Here is a 26,883-nt window from a genome sequence, read left to right as displayed (position 1 = left end):
TATTGTGAAAATTTTTGCGAGTTTATAGACACGCACTAAACAGGGGCAGGCTGTCCGACCTGGATAAACAAATTTTATACGGATGAAGACAATACTTTGTAAAACTTTTGTAATAAATTGCAAATCAGATGTCTGTTGCTAAAAGGGCTTGTTTGATAAAACATAGTATATCAAAATTGTACGAATTATCTTATATCTAAAAATCTAACGATCTGTTGTGAAGAAATACCTGACATATATTCTTATGTTGTTTGCCTTCTGGGGTTGTTCTGTGCAGAAGAATACCTGGTTGTCGAGGGGATACCATAATCTTACCGCAAGGTACAATATTCTTTTCAATGGCGTCCAGAGTTTTGAGGAAGGCCGGGAAAGAATGCGTGAAACTGTAAAAAACGACTATACAGTTGTGTTGCCTTTGTTTGCTTATTCTAAAGCCGCAGGAGGACAGGTGCCTGCATCACAGATGAACAGAGCCAATCGAAAAGGACATAAACTTATCGAAAAGCATTCTATCACGGCAAAACCCCGGAGAGAACCTTCAGGAAGCTCGACGGATTACCGCGATTTTTATAATCAGCGCGAGTTCAACCGATGGGTCGATGATGCGTGGATGCTGATAGGGAAAGCTCATATTTATTCTCAGGAATGGTATGAGGCTATCAGTGCTTTTGATATGGTACTGCAAATTTTTCCGGAAAAAGATGCACGATTTGAAGCGTTGCTTTGGCTGGCAAGAGCTTACATAGAAATGGATGAGTTTGAGAATGCTTTCCGGTTTTTACAGCAATATTCATCCGAAATTGGCGATGAAAAAAAATATTTCGTGCTGGAGCAATCGACCTATGCCTGGTACTGGTTAGCTCAGGAGAGGTATGAAGAAGCTCTTGATTATTGCTTCAGGGCAGCAGAAAACACCGGCGACCGGTGGGAAAAAATACGCTGGCACTTTGTTCTTGGGCAGGTGGCAAAAAGAACCGGAAGAGAAAGTATGGCGCAGGAGGCCTTTACCAGGGTGATCAGATTAAAACCTGATTATGAAATAACCATTCATGCCATGATAGAGCAGGCCCTGCTGGAGGGCAGACCGGATAATCCCCAAAAATCCAGAAATAAACTGGAAAAATTTGCGGAAGAATATAAAAACCTTGATTATCGCGATCAAATTTATTATGCTATTGCAAAAACATGGTTCCAGGAGGGCGATACCCTTATGGCGCTGACCAATTTGGAACTGGCTGCAGGTTACGGGGGCCGGAACCGTATTCTGGCAGGGAACATCTATAAGCGGATGGCCGATGTCTATTTTAATTCCGGTGACTACATTGCTGCTGAAGCATACTACGATTCTACATTAGCATCTCTTCCGTCGGGCTATCATGATATTTCTGAGGTTGAAAAGATCAAAAAACGGTTGGAACCGCTTGCTCAAAGTCTTAGAACCATTGAATACGAAGATAGCGTTCTGAGAATTGCGGCTTTGCCCGAAGAAGAGAGAAACATCTTTATCGATAATTTGCTTGCTCAAATGCAACAGAAAGAGGAAGAGAGCGGGTTTATTGATTCCACCGACGATGCTTTCTTTTATCGTAATTTTGCCAACCGTGGTAGCAGAGAAACAGATGAATCGGGCAAATGGTATTTCTATAATCAAACCATGGTCAGCCTTGGTCGAATGGAATTTGAAAAACGCTGGGGAAGGCGTAAGTTGGAAGATAACTGGAGACGTTCCAATAAAGAAGCTCAGGAACAGAAGGGTGACGGGAATGACCGTATGATGCCGGGCGATCCATTTGCTGATAGTCAGACAGGTCCGGGTGAAGATACATCCTCAAAGGAAGAAACGGCTCAAACCGGGATGCCAAAACGGGAGAGTCTTATTTCAGGGCTTCCGCTTACATCTGAAGAAAAAGCCGTGTCTCACCAAAAAATACAGAAATCACTTTTCAGCGCAGGCAATATATTGGCCAATAATTTTAAAAAATATTCCGAGGCTGTTTACTTTTTTGAAGAGCTTCTGGCTCAATATCCTGAAACACCATACAGGGAGCAGGCTCTTATAGGTATTTACCTTGCCTGTCGCGAGATGAACGATCAAAAATGCATTCAGCATTACGGTGAAGTTATTACCGATGATTATCCCGGCAGTCGTTTTGCACAGTTTGTCAATGATCCTGATTATTTTGAAAACCTGGAAGAATCAGAGCATAAGATGGAGCAGATTTATGCCTGGGCTTACGATCATTTTAAGAATGGTGACTGGAATGCTGTTTTGAAGGCAACGGAGCAAATTTTCAGGGAAAATTATGAACCATTGCTCCCACAGACTGCTTTGTTGAATGCATTTGCTTACAGCCAGCTTAACAGAGAACAATTGTTCAGGGAATATTTGCAACAAATTGTGGATGATTTTCCACGCACCACCCAGGCAGAAGTAGCCGCATATTGGCTTCAACAGCTTAACGAAGGTCAAATGCCCGGTAAAATTGATCTTGCCTCATCACCGGGGACAACTGTTTCTTCAACCCAAACTACCGGGAGAACCGCTTCAGAGGAATTTCCCGCTGAAAAATTTACGGAAGCACCGGACACTACACATCGTTTAATGATTGTTGTTGATAATGAAACAGATATTAACGAGCTTATGTTTCAATTGGCCAACTTCAATTTTGACCATTTTGCTACCGGTGGGCTCCAGCTCGAAAGGTCCCGGTTGTCACCCGCTCTGTCTGTTTTGGAGACGGGGCCGTTTGCTAATAAACGGACAGGCCTCGACTATTTCTTTTCGTTGATTAATCAGCCTTCTGTTTTTAATGTGAACAATGTAAAGGAGCCGCTTGTAGTGATTATATCCGGCGATAACCGGCAAAAAATAGAGAATGCCACTGATGTCGAAGATTACAAAGCATTCTTTTTGGAGAAATATTTGCAGGGGAGTGATCCTTCGGCCGTAATCATAAATGAAAGTGAAATTCCCGAATATTCCTACACCGAAAGAAACAGATAAAGAGACTGTCGGGAAAGTTGTTTTGAAGAAGAATTTGCTATGGAAGAGACAAAAAAAATACAGGATACTCTGGGTGGACGATGAAATGGAACACCTGAAATCACATCTGATTTTTCTACAGGAAAAGGGATTCATTGTAGAATCTGCAACCAACGGGAACGATGCGATTGATATTCTGGAAGAGCATAATTTTGATCTTGTTTTTCTTGATGAAAATATGCCCGGCATGAGTGGCCTGGAAACCCTTTCACAGATGAAGGAGATCAGACCGAGTCTGCCCGTGATCATGATAACCAAAAGCGAAGAAGAGGACATAATGGATCAGGCCATAGGGAGCAAAATAGCTGATTACCTTATCAAGCCTGTTAAACCCAACCAGATTCTGTCGTCGATAAAAAGGCATGTTGACCGCGATCGGCTGGTTTCACAAAAAGCAACCAGTGATTATCAGGCAGAATTCTCAAACATCGGATTCAGACTAAGCGACCGGTTAAGCATAAATGAGTGGAGTGAGGTGTATAAAAAGCTGGTTTACTGGGAACTTGAACTTCAAAGTACCAACAGCCCTATGGATGAGGTGTTGAAAATGCAGAAGAGCGAAGCAAACCAGCTGTTTGCCCGGACCGTGAAAGACAACTACGAAAACTGGCTGACTGATAATTCCGGTCCCCTGATGTCGCACCGGGTATTCAAAAATTATGTGCTTCCGTGTCTTGACAAAGGTGAAAGGGTCGTTTTGGTAGTTATCGATAATTTCAGGCTCGATCAATGGGAAACCATTCGTTATGACATCCGTCCTTATTTCGATGTAAAAGCTGATAACCTGTATTGCAGTATTTTGCCCACAGCAACCCAGTATGCCCGGAACGCTCTGTTTTCGGGCCTTTTGCCTACCCAAATTGAGGAGATTTATCCCGATTTGTGGGTGGATGAGGACGACGAAGGTGGTCGTAATCAGTACGAAGATGAGTTGATAGGCACTTTTCTCAAACGGATGCGGCGCTCTTTTACCTACTCATATCATAAGATTAGTGACACCGAGGCCGGAAGAAGGCTGGCCGATAATCCCGGGCAGTTGAAAATGTACGACCTGAACGTTCTGGTGTTCAATTTTATTGATATGTTATCTCATGCCCGGACAGAAATGAAGATGATACGCGAGTTGGCTTCCGATGAGTCGGCTTATCGTTCCTTAACACGTTCATGGTTTTTACATTCACCTTTGTTTGAGTTACTCAAGAAGCTTTCAGGAGAAAGGGTGCGGGTTATTCTTACCTCCGACCATGGTTCCATACGTGTACAACATCCTCTGAAAGTGGTGGGTGACCGTAACACTAATACAAATCTGCGCTTTAAGCAGGGTAAGAATCTGGCATACAAAGCAAAAGATGTATATGAGGTAAAAAGACCGGAAAATGCGTTTCTTCCTCGGGTCAATGTCTCTACTTCATATATTTTTGCCAGGGGAGATGATTTTTTTGCTTATCCCAATAATTATAACTATTACGTTAATTATTACAAGGATACATTTCAGCATGGGGGCATTTCACTTGAAGAGATGCTGGTCCCGTTGGTGCAACTCGTCCCGCTTTAACCAGAATAACTTCACAAGCTCGCGAAGATATCCGTGGCAGGTCTGTAGTGGTTAGTTGATAGCGGTTAGTCAATAGTGATCTAATATGTTGTTACGGTTGTTTGGATTGTTAAGTGGTTAATATTGTTAAGTTTAAGTTCACATTATCTAACAATCTAACAATCTAACAATCCTAACAATAACTAACAACCCTAACAATCCAGCAATCTTAAATCTGATATCTGAAAACTAACGATCTATTGTAAATATGGAGTACATTTTTACCATTCAGTCTGAACATGAAATTGAAAAAGCGGCGAAAGAATTTTTGCCGCTGTTACATCAACACAAGGTGGTTGCATTTTACGGGGAGATGGGCGTGGGTAAAACCACATTTATCAAAGGTTTGTGTCGCGTCATGGGAGTGACAGGCGCAGTAACCAGCCCAAGTTTTGCTTTGGTTAATGAATATAGCGCTGATAATGATACTGTTATTTATCATTTTGATTTTTACCGCTTGAAAAATGTGGTAGAAGTGTTTGACATGGGCTATGAAGATTACTTTTTTAGTGACCATATCTGTCTGATTGAATGGCCTGAGAAAGTTGCCAATGTTTTACCAGACAACCGCCTGGATGTTACAATTATTGAAAATCCGGATGGCTCCCGCACCATTCGTGTAAAAGAGTAATGCATTCATTATAGCAGCAGCCTTCATTTCCATACTTCAAAATTTCGGAACACGATATATTTTTTTGTAACTTGACCGCAGAAAATTTTTTGTACACGATTGTTTATAAAATTTCGGTTGCTTCGACAGGCTGCATCTGCTTAATTTGGTCTTGTCACTTTTTTTGAATGATTAATTTTTAGAGTTACCGTATTTTGTTATCACTATACTGTATGAGTTATTTCGTAATACTGTTATCTTAGCATCTAACGAGTTATCGTATGGGGGACATCGGGAAAAGTGCATCATATTATTTTGCCATGAACCAAACAGGCTTAATGCCTAAAGAGGAATTAATGGAAGTGGGAAAAAAGCAGAAATCCATGTCTTTTGGCATTCCCTGCGAACGTGAAGATGGTGAGAACCGGATTCCTTTGACGCCTCAGGGCGTGGAATTGTTAACCGCCAACGGCCATGAAATCGTAATTGAAAGTGGGGCTGGTAACGCAGCCAGTTATTACGATCATGATTTTTCTGAAGCAGGTGCACGTATTGTCAATAATCACGAAGACCCGTTCCGTTGTGATGTTGTTCTTAAAGTTGCTCCCCCCGATGAAGAAGAACGGCAGTTGTTGTCTCCAGGACAACTGCTAATTTCGTTGTTGCATCTTGTAAAACAGGACCGCGACGCCATTCAGCAATTGATGCATAAAAAAATCAATGCATTGGCTTATGAATTCCTGAAAGACGAATCGGAATGCTACCCGGTTGTCAGGAGCATGAGTGAGATAGAGGGATATGCCGCTATTATGATTGCTTCCGAATACCTGAGTAAAGAAAAGGACGGCAAAGGGGTACTGCTTGGAGGAATCACTGGAATTTCGCCAGCCGAAGTAGTTGTTATCGGTGCGGGAACAGCCGGTGAGTTTGCAGTCAGGGCTGCGTTGGGACTTGGTTGTCAGGTTAAAGTGTTTGATAATTCTTATCGTAATTTGCGTGAGCTTGAGCGAAACGTAGGGCAGCGGCTTTTTACTTCCATTCTTCATCCGCAGGTGCTTAGTAAAGCTTTGAAATCCGCTGATGCCGTTATTGGTAGTTTACGGTATTTCGACCCACAGAGTGGGTTTCTTATTTCGGAAGAACAGATTGCAGGGATGAAACCAGGCTCAATTATTGTCGACCTGAGCATGGGAAACGGCGGATGTATTGAAACTGTGACTGCTTCATCCAATCAACAGGAACCGGTTGTAATTCATCACGGGGTTATTCACTACAGGGTACATAATATTTCATCCAGGGTAGCCCGGACGGCTTCTATTGCCCTGAGCAATATTTTTGCCCCGGTTTTGTTGAGACTCGCCATGGCCGGTGGTGTGAGCCAGCTTATAAAGGAGGATATGGGCGTCAGCCACGGTCTTTATCTTTACAAGGGAATCCTGACAAACCGCACTATAGGAGAAAAATTTAATCTCCCTTCCAAAGACATTGGGTTGCTGATGGCCGCCTTTTAATTTTTTCCGGTCTCTTTACTGGTTTCCCGGTTTGGATGAAGCTGAAAACTGGAGTTGTCGCATGCTGCCGCTGTTTCTTTTTGTCCCCTGATCTTTATCATCAGAAGTGGTTTCTTTTTTGACTTCAGGATGGCATGGAAGAGTGAATTTGAACGTAGCGCCACATCTTTCGTTTTCATTGTTGTGGCACCATATCTGACCGTTCATGGCACTAACGTAACGTTTGGCAATGGCCAGTCCGAGACCTGTACCGCCAAACTGACGGCTCAGGCGCAAATCTCCCTGCCTGAAGAGATCGAATATGACATTTTCTTTGCCTTCGGGAATACCTATTCCGCTGTCCTCTACAAAGAAAAGAATATGTTTTTCCCGTATTTCATAGCCGAAATGAACATACCCGGAGGCAGTAAATTTTACCGCATTATCAAGCAGATGATTCAGTACTTTATAGGTAGCTTCTTTGTCGAGTGATACAATGTCTTTTCCGTCAGGTTCCCCGAGGGTGATCCTGAGATTAAGGGGTTTCCCTGTTATACTGATTTCCGAAAGATAGTTGTTATGAAGTTGCTTCATTATATGATTGAGAGAGAAAGCTTTCTGTTCTTTTCCGATATTTTTGGCCTGAAAACGTGATATATCGATTAAAGAGTCCATAATGTGCAATAGGCGTGTACCGTTTTGCTGAATTATGTCGATGTAGTGACGACGCTGTTCAGCCGACATGTTTTCGGCACTCAGCAATTCGGTAAATCCCATTATTACATTCATCGGAGTTCGTATCTCATGGCTGAGATTAGCCAGAAAAGCCGATTTCAACCGGCTGCTTTCGTCAACAACCTGTTTGGCTTTCGAAATATTCTTGTTAAGGTTGTCCAGCAGTTGGTTCTTAAGTTTTAGTTCTTCTTCGGTTCTTAAAAGCTCCTTGTTTTTCTTTTCCATTTTTTCTTTGCTGATGAGATGTCTTAACTCAGAGGCTGCAAAGAAAGAGAAAAACTGAAGAGAGTTAATGGTAGTAAGCGTTGGCTGTTTTTTCTTCGAGAATATGAAAATAGCTCCCAGCGAAACTCCCTCACTGTTTTTGAGTAACATAGCTGTTACCGATTTAGCATGATGTTTTGTGGTGCCGAGCGAAGACAAAATTTCAGCGGGATCATTGCTGTGAACAGTATTATTTTGCAGCAAAGAGCTCAGTAATTTTGTTTCAAACTGAAGCGATTTTTTTTGCTGATCAATTTTGCTGGTATGCGAAAATGCTTCAACCTGGAATTTTTGTTCCTGGGTTAACCGCGCTATCAATACATATTCGGCCTGGCTGGTTTTTGATATTTTGAGTGCAAGGGTATCAATCGATGAAATGATCTTTGATTCAGGTATGTCAGAGTTTAAAGAGCGGATTAATTCGGAAGCATCTTCACTTGCAAAAAACCCGGATGGATTTGCTGAGCAACTGAATTTCCTGCGGGGGGATAAAAACTTGACAATTCTGGTTATAAGATTCATACCTTCAAAAAAAATTTCGTACTTCAAAAAAAACTTTTACTGAAACTAATCCAAAATCTTTTGACGAACAACTTTTTAATAGTGATTATTTAACTATGGTGCCTTTTCGATTTTGGCAGATATATGTTATGAATCTGCAGCAATGAAGTTGGCAAAAAAGCCTCTTTCAGGAGTGAGCTCATGTATTAATAGCCTGCGGCTTGTCCATCCTTTCTGGATTCTGAGGCACCGATATATATACCTCTTTCATGGTCATACATGATCCCCTGGAATCCACCATAAATACCCAGTTCGTAAGTTACTTTATGCCCCATTTGCATTAAAGCTCTTATGGTCTGGTACGGTATGCCTTTTTCTGCATGGATTTCTCCGGTGGATTTCTCTCTGATGCCGGTAGGTGAACTTCCGCCAGAATGCGCAAATCTTGGAGCATCCCCTGCTTCCTGAAGATTCATTTTAAAGTCAATCAGGTTCATCAATATTTGGACGTGCCCCTGAGGTTGAAAATCACCGCCCATTACGCCGAAACTCAGCCAGGGCTTATCGTCTTTAGTAACAAAAGCCGGAATGATTGTGTGAAAAGGACGCTTCCCCGGGGCATATTCGTTGGCATCTCCGGGCTTCAGGGAAAAAAGCTCACCTCTGTTTTGAATCATAAAGCCCAGTCCGGGCGGAACCATGCCCGATCCCATTCCGCGGTAGTTGCTTTGAATAAGCGATACCATATTTCCCCATTGATCGGCGACGGTAAGATAAACGGTTTCGCTATGGTTTTCAGCGCGTGGTGAATAGGCGCCGGCTTTAGCAGTGTCTATCAAAGCTCTTCTTTTAGCAGCGTATTCATCAGATAGCAATTGCTTAAGAGGAATATTTGCAAAATCGGGGTCGGCAATGAATTTGGCGCGATCCTCGAAGGCCAGTTTTTTGGCCTCGGTGACAAGATGCAAATGGCGGGGAGTACCGAAATCTTCAGGGGAAAATTCATAACTTTCAAGGATGTTGAGCATTATCTGAGCGATGATTCCCTGTCCGTTGGGGGGAAGTTCCCACAGGGTGTAACCCCGGTAATCTACCGGTAAGGGGTCTACCCACTCGGATTTGTGAAGTGAAAAGTCTTCTTTGCTTAAAAATCCGCCCTGGTTTTGTATAAAGTTCACGATGGTTTCTGCGATGGGGCCGTTATAAAAAGCATCTCTTCCTTCTTCTGCTATCAGGCGATAGGTGCCGGCAAGATTCGGATTTCTGAAAATATCTCCTTTTTCAGGGGCTTCACCGTCAACAGAGAAGGTGCTCATTACATTCGGATATTCGGAAAAGTGTTTAAGCGAAAGCTTCCAATAATGGCTTATAAGTTCGGTTACGGGAAAACCTTCTTCGGCATAGGTGATTGCCGGCTGAAGGATTTCTTCCATGGATAATTTTCCGAACTTTTCATGGAGTTCAAACCATGCGTCAACACATCCGGGCACCGAAACCGCCAGGGGTCCGTATGCCGGTATCTTTTTCATTCTGTTTGAAAGGAAGTAGTCGATGGTAAGTAACCTGGGGGAGCGTCCGCTTCCGTTGATGCCGTAAAGATTTTTGGTTTGAGAATCCCATACAATGGCAAACAGATCGCCTCCGATTCCGCTTCCAGTGGGTTCCATTAAGCCTAATGCCGCATTAGCAGCAATGGCCGCGTCGACAGCTGTTCCTCCGTTCTTAAGAACATCAATCCCAATTTGCGTGGCAAGGGGCTGGCTTGTGGCCACCATTCCTTTTTCGCCGATTACTTCGGACCGGGTGGCGAAGGGTTTCCCGGTAATTCTGTCCTGACCTGATGACACAGAAATAAATGCAAATAAAATTGCTACTGTTAGGCACAGGTTTTGAAGGTTTCTCATTTTAATATATTGTGTAATGCTTAAAGCTGGTTTGCTTAATTTCTTTTGCAATTTAAGAAAAACAAATATGTAAATCAATGGTGCAGTCTATTTTTTAGAACAAAAGGTGCTTTTTGTGATGAGTCTAAAATCGTATGGTATATTGTGAGGGAAATTCCCCGGCAAGGTTAAGTGCCGGTAGTTTGTTAAGAAGAGGCCTGAATGAATAGATGCAGGACTTTTGTTATGAGAAAGTTAAGATGACAAAATGTTAGAATTATAGTTGTTAAATGATTTGTATGATTTTGATATACTGAATCTTAGTAAACAAAACTTTTTAATCGTAAACTATTGGTTTTTCATTGGATTGTAAACTTTAACGAATTGTTGAAAAAAAAAGCCGTAAAACCTATTGGTTTACGGCTTTTAGTAGCGGGGGCCAGACTCGAACTGACGACCTTTGGGTTATGAGCCCAACGAGCTACCAACTGCTCCACCCCGCAATATATTTTATTAATTTTTTGTTTCTGTTTTGCAGGTGCAAATATAAAAGCTTTTGGCGGCTGTTCCAAATGATTTGAGTGTTAAATTTTGATAATTTCTGAGATGCCGGCTGTTGTTTAATATTTTTAGATGGAAGGTCTGTTGTGAAATTTTGTTTCGTAACATCCATAATATTGCTTAATTTTGTCAGATTAAAGTAGCCGACAGGCCAAAGCATGAGCATGGGGGCAGTGAGCAAAGAGTAAAGGTGGAAAGGTGTGAGGGTAAAAGGGCAGGAAGGTAGCATGAAGTACAGATTGTTAGATTGTTAGAGAATGTAATAAAACATATAACACTCTAACAATAATCAACAACATTAACAACTAAACAGCACTAACAATTCTAAGAGCTGTAACAACTTATTAAATGTAAGATGACTAAAGCATGATAAGGTTTCCAGCAATAAGAACCTGTATAAATCCTGCATGCGAGTTCCATCAGACCAATAACTTAGACTAATTTTATACTGATGAAACGAGCATGGGAAGGTTTACCACAACTAAAACATGTATAAATGCTTGCATGCGAGTTCCATCCGACCTTAATAAATAAATTTTATACGGATGAAAATATTTTAATCTGTAGTTTTTTGTCATTAGCCGGTTGTGGGATTTGCTGGTACTGACATGCTCAAAATCTGACGAAATAGAGAATTTTGAGTTTTGAGTGAGATGAAAGAGATAATGACAATTTATGTAAAGTGAGATCATGGCAGGTATCAAAAGAAAAGAATTTATTAAAAAGCTAGAAAAGTAAATATAAGCTGGCCATCTTCAACGAACAGACCTACGAAGAAGTATTGGTGATCAGGTTATCCCGTCTCAATGTATTTACCATCGTTGGTTTTTCTGCCATTTTGTTAATTGTATTGGTAACACTTATCATTGCTTTTACGGGGTTGAGAGAATACATTCCGGGTTATCCCGATGCCAATCAAAGATTGTTGATAGTAAGGAATGCACAACGAGTTGATTCTCTTTTTCTGGAGATTGAAAAGAGGAATAATTTTATCGACAATATGCAACAGATTATCAGTGGCGAGGTTCCGGGAACTGAAGAGAGAGCAACTCCGGTGCAAGAGCAGGCTGCTTCATCGGAAGAGGACCAAACTGAAGATACCGCCGGATGGCAGGATATTGAATTTACCAGATCGGAAGAAGATTCCATTTTCAGAGCGTTGGTTGAGCGAGAAGAAAAATTTAATGTTTCTGAACAGCCGGGACATAATTTAGGTGTTCTTATCGAAAACACTTTCTTTTTTCCTCCTTTAAAGGGAATGGTTCTCAATAAATTTGGTGATCCGCGAGGACATTTCGGGGTTGACATAGTTGCCGGGCCCGGTGCCCGCGTGTCTGCTGTAATGGACGGGGTTGTTATTTTCTCGGGATGGACTGTTGAGACCGGTTATGTTATTCAGCTCCAACATGCCAATAACTTCATTTCAATGTATAAACATAATGAAAGGTTATTGAAAACGACCGGTGAACATGTTAAAGCTGGCGAAGCTATTGCTAATGTCGGCAATTCCGGAGAGTTAACCACAGGGCCGCATCTGCATTTTGAACTTTGGCATAATGGTATTCCTCTCGACCCGCAGGAGTATATATCTTTCTGATATTAAATAGTGTCTGTCCATAAAGTTAATAGTCAGTTTAAAAAAGCCTAAACGCAGAGGTGTAAATACTTTCATGCGGGTTCCAGCAGACCAGTAACTCAGAAAAATTATCTACTAATGAAACGAGCATGGCAAGGATTGCAACAATAAGGATCTGTATAAATGCTTTCATGCGAGTTCCATTCGACCTTAATAAACAAATTTTTTACGAATGAAACGACGTATCGCGATTCTTGGTTCTACGGGTTCTATCGGGACGCAGGCGCTTGAGGTAATAAAGCAGCATAGCAGTCTTTTCGAGGTCGAAGTGCTGACTGCGGGGAAAAATGCCGAACTTTTAACTGAACAGGCCAGAAAGTTTCACCCAAATGCCGTAGTGATCAGCGATCAAAATAAATATCAGTGGGTTCGGGATCAATTATCAAATCTGCCGGTAAAAGTTTATACCGGCAGTGATGCTTTGGCACAGGTAGGGGCAATGAGTACTGTGGATATGGTTTTGGTGGCATTGGTGGGTTTCTCAGGCCTGCTTCCAACCATTAAAGCTATAGAAGCCGGCAAACCAATTGCCCTGGCAAATAAAGAAACCCTGGTGGTAGCAGGAGATATGATAATGGAACTGGCGCAAAAAAGGAATGTCCCTGTTTTACCCGTTGATTCCGAACACTCAGCAATATTTCAGTGTCTGGAGGGAGAAAATAAGCGATCCGTTGAAAAAATAATTCTTACTGCATCCGGGGGCCCTTTCAGGGGCAAAGATGTTGAATTTTTAAGGAAAGTTACCCGATGCCAGGCACTGAATCACCCAAACTGGAAAATGGGTGACAAAATCACCATCGATTCAGCTTCTTTAATGAACAAAGGATTTGAAGCCATTGAGGCCAGGTGGCTTTTTGATGTTCAACCCACACAAATTGAGATTGTTGTGCATCCTCAATCCATCGTTCACTCAATGGTGCAATTTGAGGATGGATCGATTAAGGCACAGATGGGATTACCTGATATGCGGCTGCCAATACAATATGCACTCGGCTATCCGGGACGGTTAGAGAATAAATTTCCACGATTTAATTTTTCCGATTACCCCACACTTACGTTTGAAAAAGCGGATGTGAATGTTTTCAGAAACCTCTCTCTCGCCTTTGAAGCTATGAACAAAGGGGGAAATATGCCTTGTATTGTGAATGCTGCCAACGAAGTGGCCGTGGAGGCTTTTCTGGCCTCGAGAATCGGGTTCGTGCAAATGTCGAATGTCATTGAACAAACCATGTTAAAAGCAACTTATGTAGAGAAGCCTGTTTTTTCAGATTATCTGGAATCCGATAAAGAGGCCAGAGCATTAGCTGCTGAAATAGTAAAAAAATAAAGAAAAACAATATATTTGTGACGCTTTCAGTTAGTGATTGTTTTAACCTGATTAATAAATCGGGTTCGTTGAAACCAGATTGAATAAATTACAACAAGAAAAGAGCATGGAATTTTTAATAAAAGCATTGCAACTCATTCTCAGCCTTTCTATCCTGATCATTCTTCATGAATTTGGACATTTCTTTTTTGCAAAAATTTTCAAAACGCGTGTTGAAAAGTTTTATCTGTTCTTCAACCCCGGTTTTTCCTTATTCAAATTAAAAAAAGGAGAAACCGAGTACGGAATTGGATGGCTTCCGCTTGGAGGATATGTGAAAATATCCGGAATGATTGATGAATCGATGGATAAAGAACAACTAAAGCAACCTCCCCAGCCATGGGAATTCAGGTCGAAGCCGGCATGGCAGCGACTTTTAATTATGGTTGGCGGCGTTTTGATTAATTTTATTCTGGCTTTGTTCATCTTTTGGATGATACTCTTTAAATGGGGAGATTCATATGTTCCAGTCGACGGTGCTAAATACGGATATTCATACCATCCCATTGGTCATGAGATCGGTCTTGAAGATGGCGACATCATTCTTTCGATAGACACATTTGAAGTTGAAACCATTTCTGATGTTGTCCATTACATTCTCCTTGAAGAACCTGAGTCTTTTACTGTTCAGCGGGGAGATTCGGTTTTTCGGCTACCCGTGCCTGACGGTTTGGGACAGCGGTTTCTTTCAGGCGGGGTGAAGCAGTTTGCTCAGTTCAGAATTCCGTTTGTTGTAGATTCTATTATCAGCGGAATGCCTGCCGAGGAAGCCGGAATAAAAAAGGGTGACAGCCTGATCGCCGTTAGCGGTACTGAGGCGCCGTTTTTTCATGAATTTGTAGCAGAACTGAATAAATATACGGGAGATAGCACGATAATTTCATTCTACAGGGATGGTGTTTTAATGTCATTGCCTGTTCTGGTCAATAAGTCGGGCAAGATTGGGATTGCACCCAAATCGCCTTCCAATTACCTTGAAGTAAAGACACACAAATATGGTTTTTTTGAAGCTTTTCCTGCCGGAATTAGTAAAGGTGTCAGTGTGTTGGCGAGTTATGTAAAACAGTTGAGACTTATTTTCACCAAAGAAGGAATGCGTCAGGTTGGAGGTTTCGGAACCATTGGCAGTTTGTTCCCGGCCAGTTGGGACTGGTTAAGTTTTTGGACAACCACTGCCTTCCTGTCGTTGATTCTTGCTTTTATGAATATTTTGCCAATTCCGGCTCTTGACGGAGGACATGTTTTGTTCCTTCTTTATGAAATGGTAACGGGCAGAAAGCCCAGCGAAAAATTTCTGGAACATGCTCAACTCATCGGAATGATTTTGCTGATTGCTTTACTGCTGTATGCCAACGGAAACGATATTTTCCGATGGCTAAGCGAATAAGAGGCAGATTTGTCACAAAATATTTTGCATGCACAACACTTTTCACGATTAATTAATACATTTGTGAATAAGAGGCAGAACAACTCATCTACATAACTTTTTAGTATATAACCTCATGTTAATTTTAAAAAGGAAAATATGGAACCTTCTTCATTATTTTTGGTAATACCAGGCGGTTGGGAATGGATTGTAATCATTCTGGCTATTTTATTGTTGTTCGGGGGTCGAAAAATTCCTGAACTGATGAAAGGACTCGGACAGGGAATGAGAGAATTTAAAAAGGCGCGGAATGAAGCTACGGAAGATAAAAAGAAACCTGTAGAAGGGGAGGACAATTCCGAAAAAGAGAAATCCTGAGGAAAGGACTATCCAGTGTCCGTCTTTTGTGAAAGGGAGGTTTCTCCCTTTTATTATCTTTTTTAAACCACCTTCACTTGATTTGTATGACAGGACTCCGGGTGTTTAGAATATTTGCATTTTTGATTTGCATAATGCAACCGAAGTTAGCCGAAAAGGTATGGGGGAATAATCATGTTCCCGTCTATCTGGTAGAATCCAGGATAGAAAAACTGGATTTGCAGACACCCATACCACTTCATTACAATCAATTTGTTCAGGCTTATATTGATGTTTATACAATTAAGCGACCTGAACATCTGGCCGGTATATTGTCCCGTTCGCAGCTTTATTTCCCTCTTTTTGAAGAGTACCTGGATAAGTATGAACTTCCGCTTGAATTGAAATATCTGGCTGTAATTGAATCCGCCCTGGAACCACAGGCAAAATCTACATCCGGGGCTTACGGACTTTGGCAATTTTTATATCAGGCTTCGCGAATGTTTGATTTAAGGATAACTTCCTACATTGACGAAAGGGCCGACCCTGTGAAATCGACCGATGCCGCTTGTCGTTATCTCAAATATTTGTACGACAACTTTAATGATTGGTTGTTGGCAATTGCTGCCTATAATGGTGGCATCGGGGCAGTTAAAGAGGCGATAGAAAAATCGGGAGGTGAAACAGATTACTGGAAACTCCGACCTTATCTGCCCGAGCAGGTAAGAGGTTATGTTCCTGCATTCGTGGCAATTAATTATGCCATGCAATATCATCATGCCTATAATATTTATCCGGCACCGACGCAATATCGTTATGAAGAGTTGCTGACCACTTCTGTGCCAGGTGGTATTTCGTTTGAGCAAATATCCAGATTAACCGGTATTTCTGTCAATCTGCTTCGGTTCCTGAACCCCGTCTATAAAATGGACTATATCCCTGTTCAACAGGGTCCGGTAAGGATTGTCATTCCCGAGGATAAAATTGAAGTTTTCCATCAACAGCTTCCCTTTTTTCAAACTGAAGAGCATCCGGCAGAAGATAATATGCAGGCTTATGGCGATACTACGGGGCGACAAAAATCTACTCACATTGTGAATCACGGTGAATTTTTCCATGCCATTGCTATGCAATATGAATGCAGGATTGAAGATATTATGATCTGGAACAATCTGGAAGAAAAGCATCTTTATGCCGGACAAGAATTAATTGTTTGGGAACCTGTGGATAAGAAGAATGATCCAGGCATTCATTGTGTTGATTCGGAGATAGAAAGTCAATGGTTTAAGGCAGATATCAAAGGTAGACTATCTGAAGATGAGGTGCCACGTTAAAAGTGGATGTGAAAAATTTTGCGCAATAGATGATATTGGCAAAAAGAGCTATGTAAGAGTGGACTCATCCAATTTTTTGTAAATTTACGATAAACTGATAAATTCAAAAACAAAGACCGGTGATGTCACGAATCGGGATAGTAAAAAGTTTCATCAAAATTTTCACTCAAAACTAATAATATGGCCTTAAAGAATATTTCATCAAAACAGATAAGGATACTTCTTTCCGTAGTTGCTTTCCTGGTTTTATTTTCGTGTAAGGATGAAGGAGGGGCTCATAAACCCAATATATCGGGTAGCATGGGAGAAATGCTTATTGTAATGAATGATTCGGTAAAAGAAAGTGCGGGAGGAAAAACCCTGCTCTCTGTTATGCGTCAACCCATGGTTGGTCTGCCGCAGGCAGAGTCTCTTTTTGATGTATCTGTTGTCCCTCACCGTGCCTTTAGTGAAAGGTTGAAACCTTTTAGAAATCTTGTTATTGTTTTTCTTGGCAATGACCGCGAACCTGATGTCAGGTATTACAAAAACAGGTGGGGCAAGCAACATGCCATGGCCGAAGTTTATGCGCAAGATACCTGGCAGCTCGATTCTCTCGTTAGGGAAGAAGAGATAAAATTAACCGGTTTTTTTGTCAGAGCCGAGCGGGACAGGAGTCAGGCTTATTACAGAAAATACATAAACAAAAACCTGACCGAAAAATTTAAAGAAGTATGGGATGCTTCTATGATTATTCCCGTCAACTTCAGTGAAAATAAGCCGGGAAAGAATTTTATGTGGATGTCGAATGAAACACCTTTAACCAGCCAGGGCTTGTTTGTATATTCATTTGAGTATACCGGATATGAAAGCATCACGGAACCGTACTTGTTGAATAAGCGGGATTCTGTTCTTCGTGCGAATGTTCCAGGGCCGTCTGAAGGGTCATATATGACCACCGAAGGCCGGTTGCCCGTTACTTATAAACGATTTGAACACAACGATCACCAGGTTGCTGAAATCCGTGGTCTTTGGCGTGTTGAAGGAGATATAATGGGGGGTCCTTTCGTGAGTTTTGCTCACATCGATCCCGAAAACAATCGTGTTGTGGTGACTGAAGGATATGTTTATGCTCCCGAGAAACCCGAAAAGCGAAATCTGGTCTGGCAACTGGAGTCGGTTCTGTATTCTTTCAGATTTCCTGATGATGACCCGAAGGAAGACCAGAAGGGAAGGGAGGAACAATGAGTCTTCCTTCATTTTCTGAAGACGATCTGAGGAAAGCCTCAAAACGGGAAGACCTGATACGGGAAACTGCTGCACAGATTATTAAAGACTTTGCAGAGTTCGATTTGTCCATCGGTTTTTCCGGTAATGTTCACGATTTTTACCAGGAACTTTTTGGACAAATGAAGCAGCATGTGGCTTACCTGCTTTCAGAAAAGACAGAAAAATTTCTTAATTTGCTTTACCGAATCGATGTGGATATTTCAGATATCGAAAGCTATCAGATGCAGGTGCCTGAGATTCCTTTCGATTCTCTTGTCACAGAGCTGATCATTCATCGGGAACTCAAAAAAGTATTAATGCGCGATTTTTTTCGACGTACAGGAAACGATAGTCCGTTAAAAAATGCCTAAACGCAGAGGCGCTATGACGCAAAGTTTTTAATATGAGGGAGTTGCTGTTTGTTTTTGTTTTTTACAAACAATTGATTATCAGTAATTTGTAAAAGTTTAACGGAGTATTGGGTAAATGAAACGAGCAAAAATCTTAAATTTAATAAGTTGTTACGGCTGTTAGAATTGATAATATTGTTAAGTTGTTGTGATGTTAAAATATGTTATTATAACATCTAATAATCTAACATCTAATAATCTAATAATCTAACATCTAAACATCTATCCATCTAAACATCTATTGTAAATATGAGCAATGAAAAAATAAAGGTTGCCATTACCCAGGGAGACATAAACGGTATAGGATATGAAGTGATATTTAAGACACTGGCCGATCCAAAAATAACAGAGCTTTTTACACCTGTTGTTTATGGGTCTTCCAAAGTGGCTGCCTACCATCGGAAGGCTTTGAATATTTCTAATTTTAGCCTGAACAATATACGATCCGGGGAAGAAGCGCATCCCAAACGGGTGAATATTGTTAATTGCCTGGATGATAATGTTCGAGTTGAGCTTGGAAAAGCTACCGAAACAGGGGGTATGGCTGCATTTGAAGCGCTTAAAAAGGCTGTGGAAGACTTAAAAAACGGTTTTGTTGATGTACTGGTGACAGCTCCCATCAATAAGAATGTTACTTTTTCTGATAAGTTTAACTTTCCCGGTCATACCGAGTATCTGGCCGAACAGTTTAATGCCACCTCTCATATCATGCTGATGGTCAGTCCGAAACTGAAGGTTGGTGTAGTTACCGGGCATGTACCTCTAAGGGATGTTGCGGAATTATTAACGATGGAAAGGATACTGGATAAAATCAGAGTGCTGGAAAAAACACTCCGGATAGATTTTACCATCAGAAAGCCGCGCATTGCAGTATTGGGACTTAATCCGCATGCCGGAGATAACGGACTTATAGGGGATGAGGAGATTAATGTTATTGCGCCTGCTATCGAAGTTGCCCGGAATGAGGGGATAATGGCTCTTGGCCCTTATCCGGCCGATGGTTTGTTCGGGTCTGGTGACGTTGGGAAATTTGATGCAGTTCTGGCTATGTATCACGATCAGGGACTGGCACCTTTTAAAAGCATTGCTTTCTCGGAAGGGGTAAATTTTACCGGTGGTTTGCCGGTTGTAAGAACTTCTCCCGATCATGGTACAGCCTTTGAAATTGCGGGTGAAAACAAAGCCGACGAGAGCTCCTTCCGTGAAGCTGTTTATCTGGCCATTGATGTTTTTAAGCGGCGAAAAATGCATGATGAGATATCTTCCGATCCATTGAAAAATGCAGACAGGAGAGACCTGGACGGAAGTGACCAATAAGTCAAAACAGGCTATATCAAAAATATTTCTGAAGTTTCTTGATATAGCCTGTTGTCGTGGTGTTGATGCATTTTATCCGTTGTTGTTGTCGGGATTGTAGTATCCCTTTATAATCCCGCGTTGTGAATTTTTTATGAAGAGAATGATCTCATCGCGTTCATTCGAAGCAGGCAGTTCAGCTTCAATACGTTCTATGGCCTGGCTGTTGTTCAGTCCTTTCTGGAACATAAAGCGGTAAATATCCTGAATATCCCGGATTTGCTCATTGGAAAAATTCCTGCGACGTAACCCAATGGAATTAACACCTGCATAGGAAATGGGTTCCCTGCCGGCCTTTACATAGGGGGGCACATCCTTGCTGACCAGACTGCCACCTGCAATCATAACATGGCTGCCAATATGAACAAACTGGTGGATTGCCGACAACCCCCCTACAATAGCCCAGTCGTCAATCTTCACCTCACCGGCTACCTGAACACTGTTGACCAGAATAACCTGGTTACCGATCACACAATCGTGCGCCACATGTACATAAGCCATCAGGAGGCAGTTTCTTCCTACCACGGTTTTGCCTTTTGATTTAGTGCCGCGATTAACAGTTACAAACTCTCTGATTGTTGTATTGTCACCAATAATGGCCAGCGAATCTTCACCTTCGAATTTCAAATCCTGGGGAATCGCCGAAATTACGGCTCCCGGAAAAATGTTACAGTTTTTTCCGATTCGGGCACCCTCAAGTATCGTTACATTGGAGCCTATTCTTGTGCCTTCGCCGATTTCAACATTTTTATCGATGGTCACGAATGGTTCGATAACCACATTGGGGGCTATTTTTGCTTCGGGATGGATGTATGCTAATGGTTGCTTCATAAATTATTGTTACTGCGATGACAGTTTCCCGTTTAAACCTGAAACAGGGAGGAAACTTTATTTTTGATGATTACTGTTTATTTTTTGCAATTTGTGCCATGAATTCTCCTTCTGCAACGATGGTGCTGCCGACAAAAGCCGTTCCTTTCATATTGGCAACGCCCCGCCTTATTTCAGTCACCAGTTCAAGTTTAAAAACCAGGGTGTCACCGGGTACCACCTTTTTTCTGAATTTAATATTATCAATCTTCAGAAAATAAGTACTGTATAGTTTCGGATCATCTACCTGGCTTAGTACCAGGATTCCTCCTATCTGTGCCATGGCTTCAACCTGAAGCACTCCCGGCATTACCGGTTCATCGGGGAAGTGCCCGACAAAAAACGGCTCATTCATGGTCACATTTTTGACACCCACGATTGTTTTTTCCTGAAGATCAATAATTTTATCAACAAGTAGGAATGGGGGGCGATGCGGAAGGAATCCTTTAATGGCATTGATGTCGTAAACCGGTTCGGCATCAGGATCGTAAAACGGAGCATCCTGCTTTAACTGACGACGCTTAATCTCTTTTCTGACAGCTTTGGCAAATTCCGCATTTATTTTATGGCCTGGTTTTTTGGCGATAATCCTGCCTTTTATTGGCATCCCTGCCAGGGTAAGATCGCCGATAACATCTAAAAGCTTATGCCTTGCCGGCTCATTTGGAAAGTGCAATTCAAGATTATTAAGAATGCCTATTGGTTTAACTTCTACCGAAGGCTTGTTGAACAATTTTGCCAAACGGTCCAGTTCCTGCTGGTCTACTTCTTTATCAATGATGATAATAGCATTATCCAGGTCGCCTCCTTTAATAAGGTTGTTCTTCAATAATGGTTCCAGCTCATGAAGGAAAACAAAAGTACGACATTTACTAATCTCTTCTTCAAACTCATCCATGCTTTCGATATTTGCAAACTGATTGGCCAGGATGAGTGAATTGTCGAATGATATGAGCGCCTGATATGATTGCCCTTCTTCCGGGATGGCGACAACAGAACTGCCTGTTTCCGGGTCTTCAACAATCATTTTTTCTTTTACAATGAAATATTGACGATCTTCGTCCTGTTCTTCAATCCCTGCCTTTTTTATGGCATCGACAAAAAAGCGGGCACTTCCGTCAAGAATAGGAGCTTCGGGTCCGTCTACTTCAATTACACAGTTATCGACTCCCATCCCGCGCAATGCAGCAAGGCAGTGCTCTATGGTGCTTACGCGGGCGTCATTCTCTTCGAGTACCGTTCCGCGTTCGGTAAAAACAACATTGTCGGCCAGAGCCCTGATTACAGGCTGACCTTCTAAGTCGACACGTTTAAAACAAAATCCTGTGTTCACCGGGGCAGGCTTCATAGTAAGGGTGACTTCTGCGCCGGTGTGTAATCCTGTTCCTTTTAATGAAACAGCTTCTCGAATGGTTCTTTGTTTTTCAGCCATAATATAAAAGATTAGGTCAAACCGGGCAGGAATTATTTTGTCTGCCGGTTCGTGTTCCTACTTTTCAGCAATTTTTTGTTGAATATCTTGAAGTTGCTTATATAAATCGGGTAATTTTCTGAAAAAAACGTATGATTTGTTGTATTGCATAGCATCGAATGCCGGGGAGCCCATAAGGGTAGTGTTCTCTTTTTTTACCGCGCCGGCTACCCCGGTTTGTGCGGCGAGTCTGGTTCCGTCGGCAACTTTGATGTGCCCGGCGACACCTGTCTGGCCGCCAAACATGCAGTTGCTGCCTATTTTAGTGCTACCTGCAATTCCTGTTTGTGCTGCAATTACCGTGTTATATCCGATTTCTACATTATGTGCTACCTGGACAAGGTTGTCGAGTTTAGCACCTCTCCGGATTATTGTTGAACCCATTGTTGCCCTGTCGATGGTGGTGTTGGCACCAATTTCCACCAGGTCTTCGATAACCACATTCCCCACCTGGGGAATTTTCTGATATTCACCATCTGCTCCGGGTGCAAAGCCAAAACCATCGGAACCTACCACCGCTCCTGAATGTATGATACAATCAGAGCCTATTTTGCAATGCTTATAAATTTTTACGCCTGAATAGACAATGGTATTGTCACCAAGGATAACACCTTCTCCGATAAAAGACCCCGGCCATATCTGAACATTTTTTCCAATTTTCGTTTTTTCGCCGATGTAGGCAAAGGCCCCGACATAAACGAAATCTCCCATTTCGGAAGTTTCATGAATGAAAGAGGGTTGTTCAATGCCGGTCTTTTTGGGAAGCGAACTTTCATAGAACTGAAGTAATTTGGCAAGTGCCTGATAGGCATCGTTCACTTTTATGAGAGTGGCTTTTACCGGTTTTTCGGGTTTAAAACTATTATTAACAATAACCACCGAGGCTTCGGTGGTGTAAATGTAGTGCTCATATTTCGGATTGGCCAGAAATGTTAGCGTTTCCGGCCGCCCTTCTTCAATCTTTGAAACATCTCTGACAACCTGGTTTTCGTTGCCTTCTATTTCTCCCTGAATGAGCCCGGCTATTTGTTTTGCAGTAAATTCCATGCTGAAAAATTTGGCACAAAACTAATAAATATATCTTTCTGTGTAAAATATAGTTGGGTATTGTGGCTATTTTTGGGTGTTTCTTATTGTGGTAAAACTATCTGTGTTCATTTCATCTTACATTTAAATAAGTTGTTACGGCTGTTAGAGTTGCTAAAGTTGTTAATATTGTTGATGTGTTAGTTGTTAGTATGTTAAATATTATTTTGAGGTACTGGTAGAATTTTCCACGCAAAAGCTGCAAAACATTATCATCCAAAGGGTGCAAAGACTAAATTTTATTTCAGGTACGCATCTTTGTGATAAACCAAAAATCTAACGATCTATTGATTTCGGATAACAAAGCACATATTTGTTTACCGTTTTTGCGAAAGCGGTATGGTCAAGCATATCTGAGGCAAAGGAAATGTCTTTTATTGTTCCGTCCTTATACAGGATATTGATATTTTCCTGTCCCACATTATAGGCACTGTTTGAAATATGGTCTGTGAAAACAAAGTAATCCATTTCATCGAGACCTATGTTCTTAATCTGTTTTTCCTTTTTTAGCGCAAGCAGCCTTTCTTTGTCAAACGGTGTATCTGAAATTTCTATTCGTAGCAAATCTCTGTTGAGCAGGCTTGATGATAAACGAGAAAGCACTGGATCGTTGTGATCTCTCCATAATTTCAGGGCACTCATAATATCGTTGTCGTCCAGCATGGTAAAATCATCCAGTATCCTTTGGTTGTTCAGAAAGTCGGTGGTACAAAATCTGTTCTTCAGGAAGGTGCTTAAAAATGGCGGGGCAGTCACTTTGGTATTATTAAGCGACAGATATTTGGCTCTGCGCAGCGCATTGATGAGCATTTTTTCGGCCACCAGGGCTGTTTTGTGAAGATAAACCTGCCAGTACATCAACCTGCGTGCCACAAGAAATTTCTCAATGGAATAAATCCCTTTGGCCTCTATCACAAGCTGGTTATTCTTTATTTCAAGCATTTTGATGATACGGTCGGAACCGATAATTCCTTCGGAAACACCAGAGAAGAAACTGTCGCGCTTCAAGTAGTCCAATCGGTCCATGTCGAGTTGGCTCGAAACCAATTGATGCAAAAAGAGCTTGCCGGTTTGTCCTTTAAAAATCTCAATGGCTTGCGAAAGCTGCCCTTTAAAATGTTTATTCAACCGATTCATTAACAGCAATGAAATGTCTTCATGGTTAAGATTTTCGATAAGGGTTTGTTCAAGCGCATGAGAGAATGGGCCGTGACCGATGTCGTGCATCAATATTGCTGCATTGGCTGCCGTCGACTCGTCAGATGAAATAAGGTGCCCCTTGTTCCGAAGGACAGAGATGGCCGACCCCATCAGGTAAAAAGCGCCCAGTGTGTGCTGAAACCGTGTGTGTACAGCCCCGGGATAAACAAGGGATGTCAGTCCAAGTTGTTTTATCCTTCTGAGTCTTTGGAGATAAGGATGTTCAATTAATTTAAAAAGAATGTTGTCAGGGATGCTGATAAATCCGTGTACGGGATCATTTACAATCTTTCTCTGATTATATTGTTGCATTTCGTTCACTTCACCTTCTTGATTTTGTGATACAAAGAAAGTGATTCATTGCGAATACAGCAAACAGCCCTCTGTATTATCAAAATGATTTGATTTTAAGGCAAAAAGGTTTTTGCATAATTGCTTTTCATTCCTTATATTTGCAGCGGTTTTTTCACAGTGAGTGGGTAGGGGACAGAAGTCCCCTATTTTATTAATAGATTGTGAATGATAACAAAGAAACAAATAGTAGAACTCATTGATTCGAAAGTAAAGGAAGACGGATTCTTTATTGTTGATGTCAATGTAAAACCTTCCAATAAAATAGAGGTTTTTATTGACAGTGATAAAGGTGTGCCTATTGAATACTGTGTCGAAGTTTCCCGTCTCATTGAGCATTCACTTGACAGGGAGGCCGAAGATTTTGAGTTGCAGGTGTCTTCTCCCGGAATCGGACAACCGTTTAAAGTTATCGAACAATATCACAAAGCAGTTGGCCGTCCGCTGGAGGTATTGACCAACGATGGACGCATACAAAAAGGTGTACTGAAGGAAGTTTTTGAGACAGGATTTGTAATCGAAGAAGAGAAAAAGGTGAAAATTGAAGGAAAAAAGAAAAAAGAGTTGCAGGTTTTCAGGTATGAATTTAGTTTTGATGAAGTTAAGAGAGTTAAGGAATTATTGAAATTATGACAGGTGTCAATAGAGCGTTAGATTTTAGATACAAGATGACTCATATAATATTGATATACTGCATTTTACAAATACAGCCTTTTAAACACAAGCTATTGGATTGCAACGTATTGTAAAAGTTTAACGGGTTGTTGTATCCTGCAATAAATGACGAATAGTAACACGAAATAATTGGCTGTGGAGTTGCACCGAAAAGAACAAAAGAAGTAACAACGTTTATTTATAAGGCGATGGAAAATATTAATCTGATAGACACTTTTTCGGAATTTAAAGAATTAAAAAACATTGACCGTGCCACAATGGTACGTGTTCTGGAAGATTCATTCCGTAGTGTTCTGGTCAAAATCTTCGGCAGTGATGAAAATTTTGACGTCATCGTAAATATTGATAAAGGAGACTTTGAAATCTGGCGAAACCGTGAAGTTGTCCCCGACGGAGAGGTGGAGGACCCGAATACCCAGATTTCATTGACAGAGGCAAGAAAATTTGATCCTGATTACGAAGTCGGAGAGGAAGTAGTGGATGAAGTAGACTTTCATAAATTTGGTCGTCGTGCCATTCTGACATTGCGTCAGAACCTTGCCGGACAAATTATGGAACTTGAAAAGGACCAGCTTTACAACAAATATACAGAACGTATCGGCGAGGTGGTTACCGGCGAAGTTTACCAGATATGGAAACGAGAGATGCTTATTCTCGACGATGAAGGAAATGAGCTAATCCTTCCGCGGGCAGAGCAAATTCCGGGAGATTTTTTCCGCAAAGGCGAAACAGTGAGAGCTGTAGTAATCAAAGTAGAGATGCGGAACAACAATCCGCTGATTATCTTGTCGCGTACATCGCCTGTATTTCTTGAACGTTTGTTCGAATTTGAGGTTCCCGAAATTTATGATGGTTTGATCACCATTAAGAAGATAGTACGTGCACCCGGTGAGCGGGCAAAGGTTGCTGTGGAATCTTATGACGAACGAATTGACCCGGTAGGTGCATGTGTTGGAATGAAGGGATCGCGTATTCATGGAATCGTGCGGGAGCTGCACAACGAGAATATTGATGTCATCAATTACACAACCAACACGCAGTTGTTTATACAGCGGGCGTTGAATCCCGCTAAAGTATCAAGTGTTAAAATCTTTGAAGATGAGAAACGCGCGGATGTCTACCTTCAACCCGAGGAGGTGTCTCTTGCAATTGGTAAAGGAGGATTAAATATCCGCCTGGCAAGTCAACTTACCGGTTATGAGATAGATGTTTATCGTGAGACAGAGAATGAAGATGAAGAAGACGTTTCTCTTGACGAATTTTCAGACGAAATTGAAGGTTGGATCATTGACGAATTGAAGGCAATTGGTTGCGATACTGCAAAATCCGTACTTGAGCTAACCGTTGAAGACCTTACTAAAAGGACCGATCTGGAAGAAGAAACCATTCGCGACGTTATTAATATTCTGAAGGCCGAATTTGAATAATTCGTTTATCTTTGTCCGTCAAAGATTTTTTATCTTTTTATCAGAAAAA

The 26,883-nt window shown here is 41.5% G+C and carries 21 protein-coding genes and 1 tRNA gene; 15 read left to right on the top strand and 7 right to left on the bottom strand.

All coding sequences use genetic code 11. The features are described from left to right. Window positions 1-217 precede the first annotated feature (217 nt). The 4 genes from OQ5_RS0110050 to OQ5_RS0110035 all read left to right on the top strand — a co-directional run bounded on the left by OQ5_RS0110050 (window position 218) and on the right by OQ5_RS0110035 (window position 6,758). Window positions 218-3,004 carry a tetratricopeptide repeat protein gene (locus tag OQ5_RS0110050; protein WP_026055220.1) on the top strand — a complete coding sequence of 929 codons (2,787 nt, stop codon included), beginning with the start codon at window positions 218-220 and terminating at the stop codon, window positions 3,002-3,004. Further along, a complete protein-coding gene (locus OQ5_RS0110045; RefSeq protein WP_016777376.1) occupies window positions 2,958-4,598 on the top strand; it encodes a bifunctional response regulator/alkaline phosphatase family protein in 1,641 nt (546 codons plus the stop codon). The genes OQ5_RS0110050 and OQ5_RS0110045 overlap by 47 nt, the downstream gene beginning before the upstream one ends. A gap of 247 nt (window positions 4,599-4,845) precedes the next feature. Beyond that, the gene (gene tsaE / locus OQ5_RS0110040; protein WP_016777375.1) at window positions 4,846-5,268 is read left to right on the top strand and encodes a tRNA (adenosine(37)-N6)-threonylcarbamoyltransferase complex ATPase subunit type 1 TsaE; all 423 of its coding nucleotides are present in this window, start codon (window positions 4,846-4,848) and stop codon (window positions 5,266-5,268) included. Window positions 5,269-5,567: 299 nt separating this feature from the next. Next, entirely contained in the window at window positions 5,568-6,758 is a 1,191-nt protein-coding gene (locus OQ5_RS0110035) for an alanine dehydrogenase (protein WP_255297471.1), read from the top strand. Between the two features lie 15 nt (window positions 6,759-6,773). Here OQ5_RS0110035 and OQ5_RS0110030 read toward each other — a convergent pair whose 3' ends face one another. The 3 genes from OQ5_RS0110030 to OQ5_RS0110020 form a co-directional block, all read right to left on the bottom strand. Continuing rightward, window positions 6,774-8,258: a sensor histidine kinase gene (locus OQ5_RS0110030; RefSeq protein WP_044107777.1), complete on the bottom strand. Its 1,485-nt coding sequence runs from the start codon at window positions 8,256-8,258 to the stop codon at window positions 6,774-6,776. Window positions 8,259-8,443: 185 nt separating this feature from the next. Then, entirely contained in the window at window positions 8,444-10,141 is a 1,698-nt protein-coding gene (gene ggt, locus OQ5_RS0110025; protein ID WP_026055218.1) for a gamma-glutamyltransferase, read from the bottom strand. A gap of 409 nt (window positions 10,142-10,550) precedes the next feature. After that, window positions 10,551-10,623, bottom strand: a tRNA-Met gene (locus OQ5_RS0110020). 842 nt (window positions 10,624-11,465) lie between these two features. On the opposite strand from OQ5_RS0110020, the gene OQ5_RS20765 reads away from it, so the two are divergent. From OQ5_RS20765 to pdxA, 9 genes are all read left to right on the top strand, one after another. Further along, window positions 11,466-12,278 (top strand): M23 family metallopeptidase, encoded by an 813-nt coding sequence (locus tag OQ5_RS20765; protein WP_255297470.1) that lies wholly within the window; start codon window positions 11,466-11,468, stop codon window positions 12,276-12,278. Between the two features lie 162 nt (window positions 12,279-12,440). Then, window positions 12,441-12,548, top strand: coding sequence for a DUF3961 domain-containing protein (locus OQ5_RS25295; RefSeq protein WP_369688192.1), 108 nt, complete (start codon window positions 12,441-12,443; stop codon window positions 12,546-12,548). Then, the gene (locus OQ5_RS0110005; RefSeq protein WP_369688193.1) at window positions 12,502-13,644 is read left to right on the top strand and encodes a 1-deoxy-D-xylulose-5-phosphate reductoisomerase; all 1,143 of its coding nucleotides are present in this window, start codon (window positions 12,502-12,504) and stop codon (window positions 13,642-13,644) included. Before OQ5_RS25295 ends, OQ5_RS0110005 begins: the two co-directional genes overlap by 47 nt. Window positions 13,645-13,750: 106 nt before the next feature. Then, on the top strand, window positions 13,751-15,070 hold the full coding sequence (gene rseP, locus OQ5_RS0110000; protein ID WP_016777369.1) for an RIP metalloprotease RseP: 1,320 nt from the start codon (window positions 13,751-13,753) through the stop codon (window positions 15,068-15,070). 138 nt (window positions 15,071-15,208) lie between these two features. Then, window positions 15,209-15,427: a Sec-independent protein translocase subunit TatA/TatB gene (locus OQ5_RS0109995; RefSeq protein ID WP_016777368.1), complete on the top strand. Its 219-nt coding sequence runs from the start codon at window positions 15,209-15,211 to the stop codon at window positions 15,425-15,427. A 134-nt stretch (window positions 15,428-15,561) separates the two neighbouring features. Continuing rightward, complete coding sequence (locus OQ5_RS0109990; protein WP_255297469.1) at window positions 15,562-16,740, top strand: lytic transglycosylase domain-containing protein; 1,179 nt, start codon at window positions 15,562-15,564, stop codon at window positions 16,738-16,740. A 180-nt stretch (window positions 16,741-16,920) separates the two neighbouring features. After that, window positions 16,921-17,967, top strand: a complete 1,047-nt coding sequence (locus OQ5_RS0109985) for a DUF4837 family protein (RefSeq protein WP_016777366.1) — start codon at window positions 16,921-16,923, stop codon at window positions 17,965-17,967. Then, window positions 17,964-18,359: a hypothetical protein gene (locus OQ5_RS0109980; protein ID WP_016777365.1), complete on the top strand. Its 396-nt coding sequence runs from the start codon at window positions 17,964-17,966 to the stop codon at window positions 18,357-18,359. The genes OQ5_RS0109985 and OQ5_RS0109980 overlap by 4 nt, the downstream gene beginning before the upstream one ends. 288 nt (window positions 18,360-18,647) lie before the next feature. Then, window positions 18,648-19,715, top strand: coding sequence for a 4-hydroxythreonine-4-phosphate dehydrogenase PdxA (gene pdxA, locus OQ5_RS0109975; protein ID WP_016777364.1), 1,068 nt, complete (start codon window positions 18,648-18,650; stop codon window positions 19,713-19,715). 72 nt (window positions 19,716-19,787) lie between these two features. Here the strand turns inward: pdxA and lpxA are convergent, their stop codons facing one another. The 4 genes from lpxA to OQ5_RS0109955 all read right to left on the bottom strand — a co-directional run bounded on the left by lpxA (window position 19,788) and on the right by OQ5_RS0109955 (window position 24,693). Continuing rightward, window positions 19,788-20,585 carry an acyl-ACP--UDP-N-acetylglucosamine O-acyltransferase gene (lpxA, locus tag OQ5_RS0109970; protein ID WP_016777363.1) on the bottom strand — a complete coding sequence of 266 codons (798 nt, stop codon included), beginning with the start codon at window positions 20,583-20,585 and terminating at the stop codon, window positions 19,788-19,790. Window positions 20,586-20,655: 70 nt separating this feature from the next. Further along, entirely contained in the window at window positions 20,656-22,056 is a 1,401-nt protein-coding gene (locus OQ5_RS0109965) for a bifunctional UDP-3-O-[3-hydroxymyristoyl] N-acetylglucosamine deacetylase/3-hydroxyacyl-ACP dehydratase (RefSeq protein ID WP_016777362.1), read from the bottom strand. 57 nt (window positions 22,057-22,113) lie between these two features. Continuing rightward, the gene (gene lpxD / locus OQ5_RS0109960) at window positions 22,114-23,142 is read right to left on the bottom strand and encodes a UDP-3-O-(3-hydroxymyristoyl)glucosamine N-acyltransferase (RefSeq protein ID WP_016777361.1); all 1,029 of its coding nucleotides are present in this window, start codon (window positions 23,140-23,142) and stop codon (window positions 22,114-22,116) included. Window positions 23,143-23,457: 315 nt separating this feature from the next. Further along, a complete protein-coding gene (locus tag OQ5_RS0109955; RefSeq protein ID WP_016777360.1) occupies window positions 23,458-24,693 on the bottom strand; it encodes an HD domain-containing protein in 1,236 nt (411 codons plus the stop codon). 207 nt (window positions 24,694-24,900) lie between these two features. Between OQ5_RS0109955 and rimP the strand changes: the two genes are divergently transcribed. Both rimP and nusA read left to right on the top strand, forming a co-directional pair. Next, window positions 24,901-25,365 (top strand): ribosome assembly cofactor RimP, encoded by a 465-nt coding sequence (rimP, locus tag OQ5_RS0109950; RefSeq protein ID WP_016777359.1) that lies wholly within the window; start codon window positions 24,901-24,903, stop codon window positions 25,363-25,365. 230 nt (window positions 25,366-25,595) lie between these two features. Then, window positions 25,596-26,834, top strand: a complete 1,239-nt coding sequence (gene nusA / locus OQ5_RS0109945) for a transcription termination factor NusA (RefSeq protein WP_016777358.1) — start codon at window positions 25,596-25,598, stop codon at window positions 26,832-26,834. Window positions 26,835-26,883: the final 49 nt, after the last annotated feature.

This window comes from Anaerophaga thermohalophila str. Valhall, from assembly GCF_000250735.1.
GTDB classification, from domain to species: Bacteria; Bacteroidota; Bacteroidia; order Bacteroidales; family Marinilabiliaceae; genus Anaerophaga; species Anaerophaga thermohalophila_A.
Note: the sequence above shows the minus strand (reverse complement) of the source record. Positions and strands in the feature narration are given on the sequence as shown.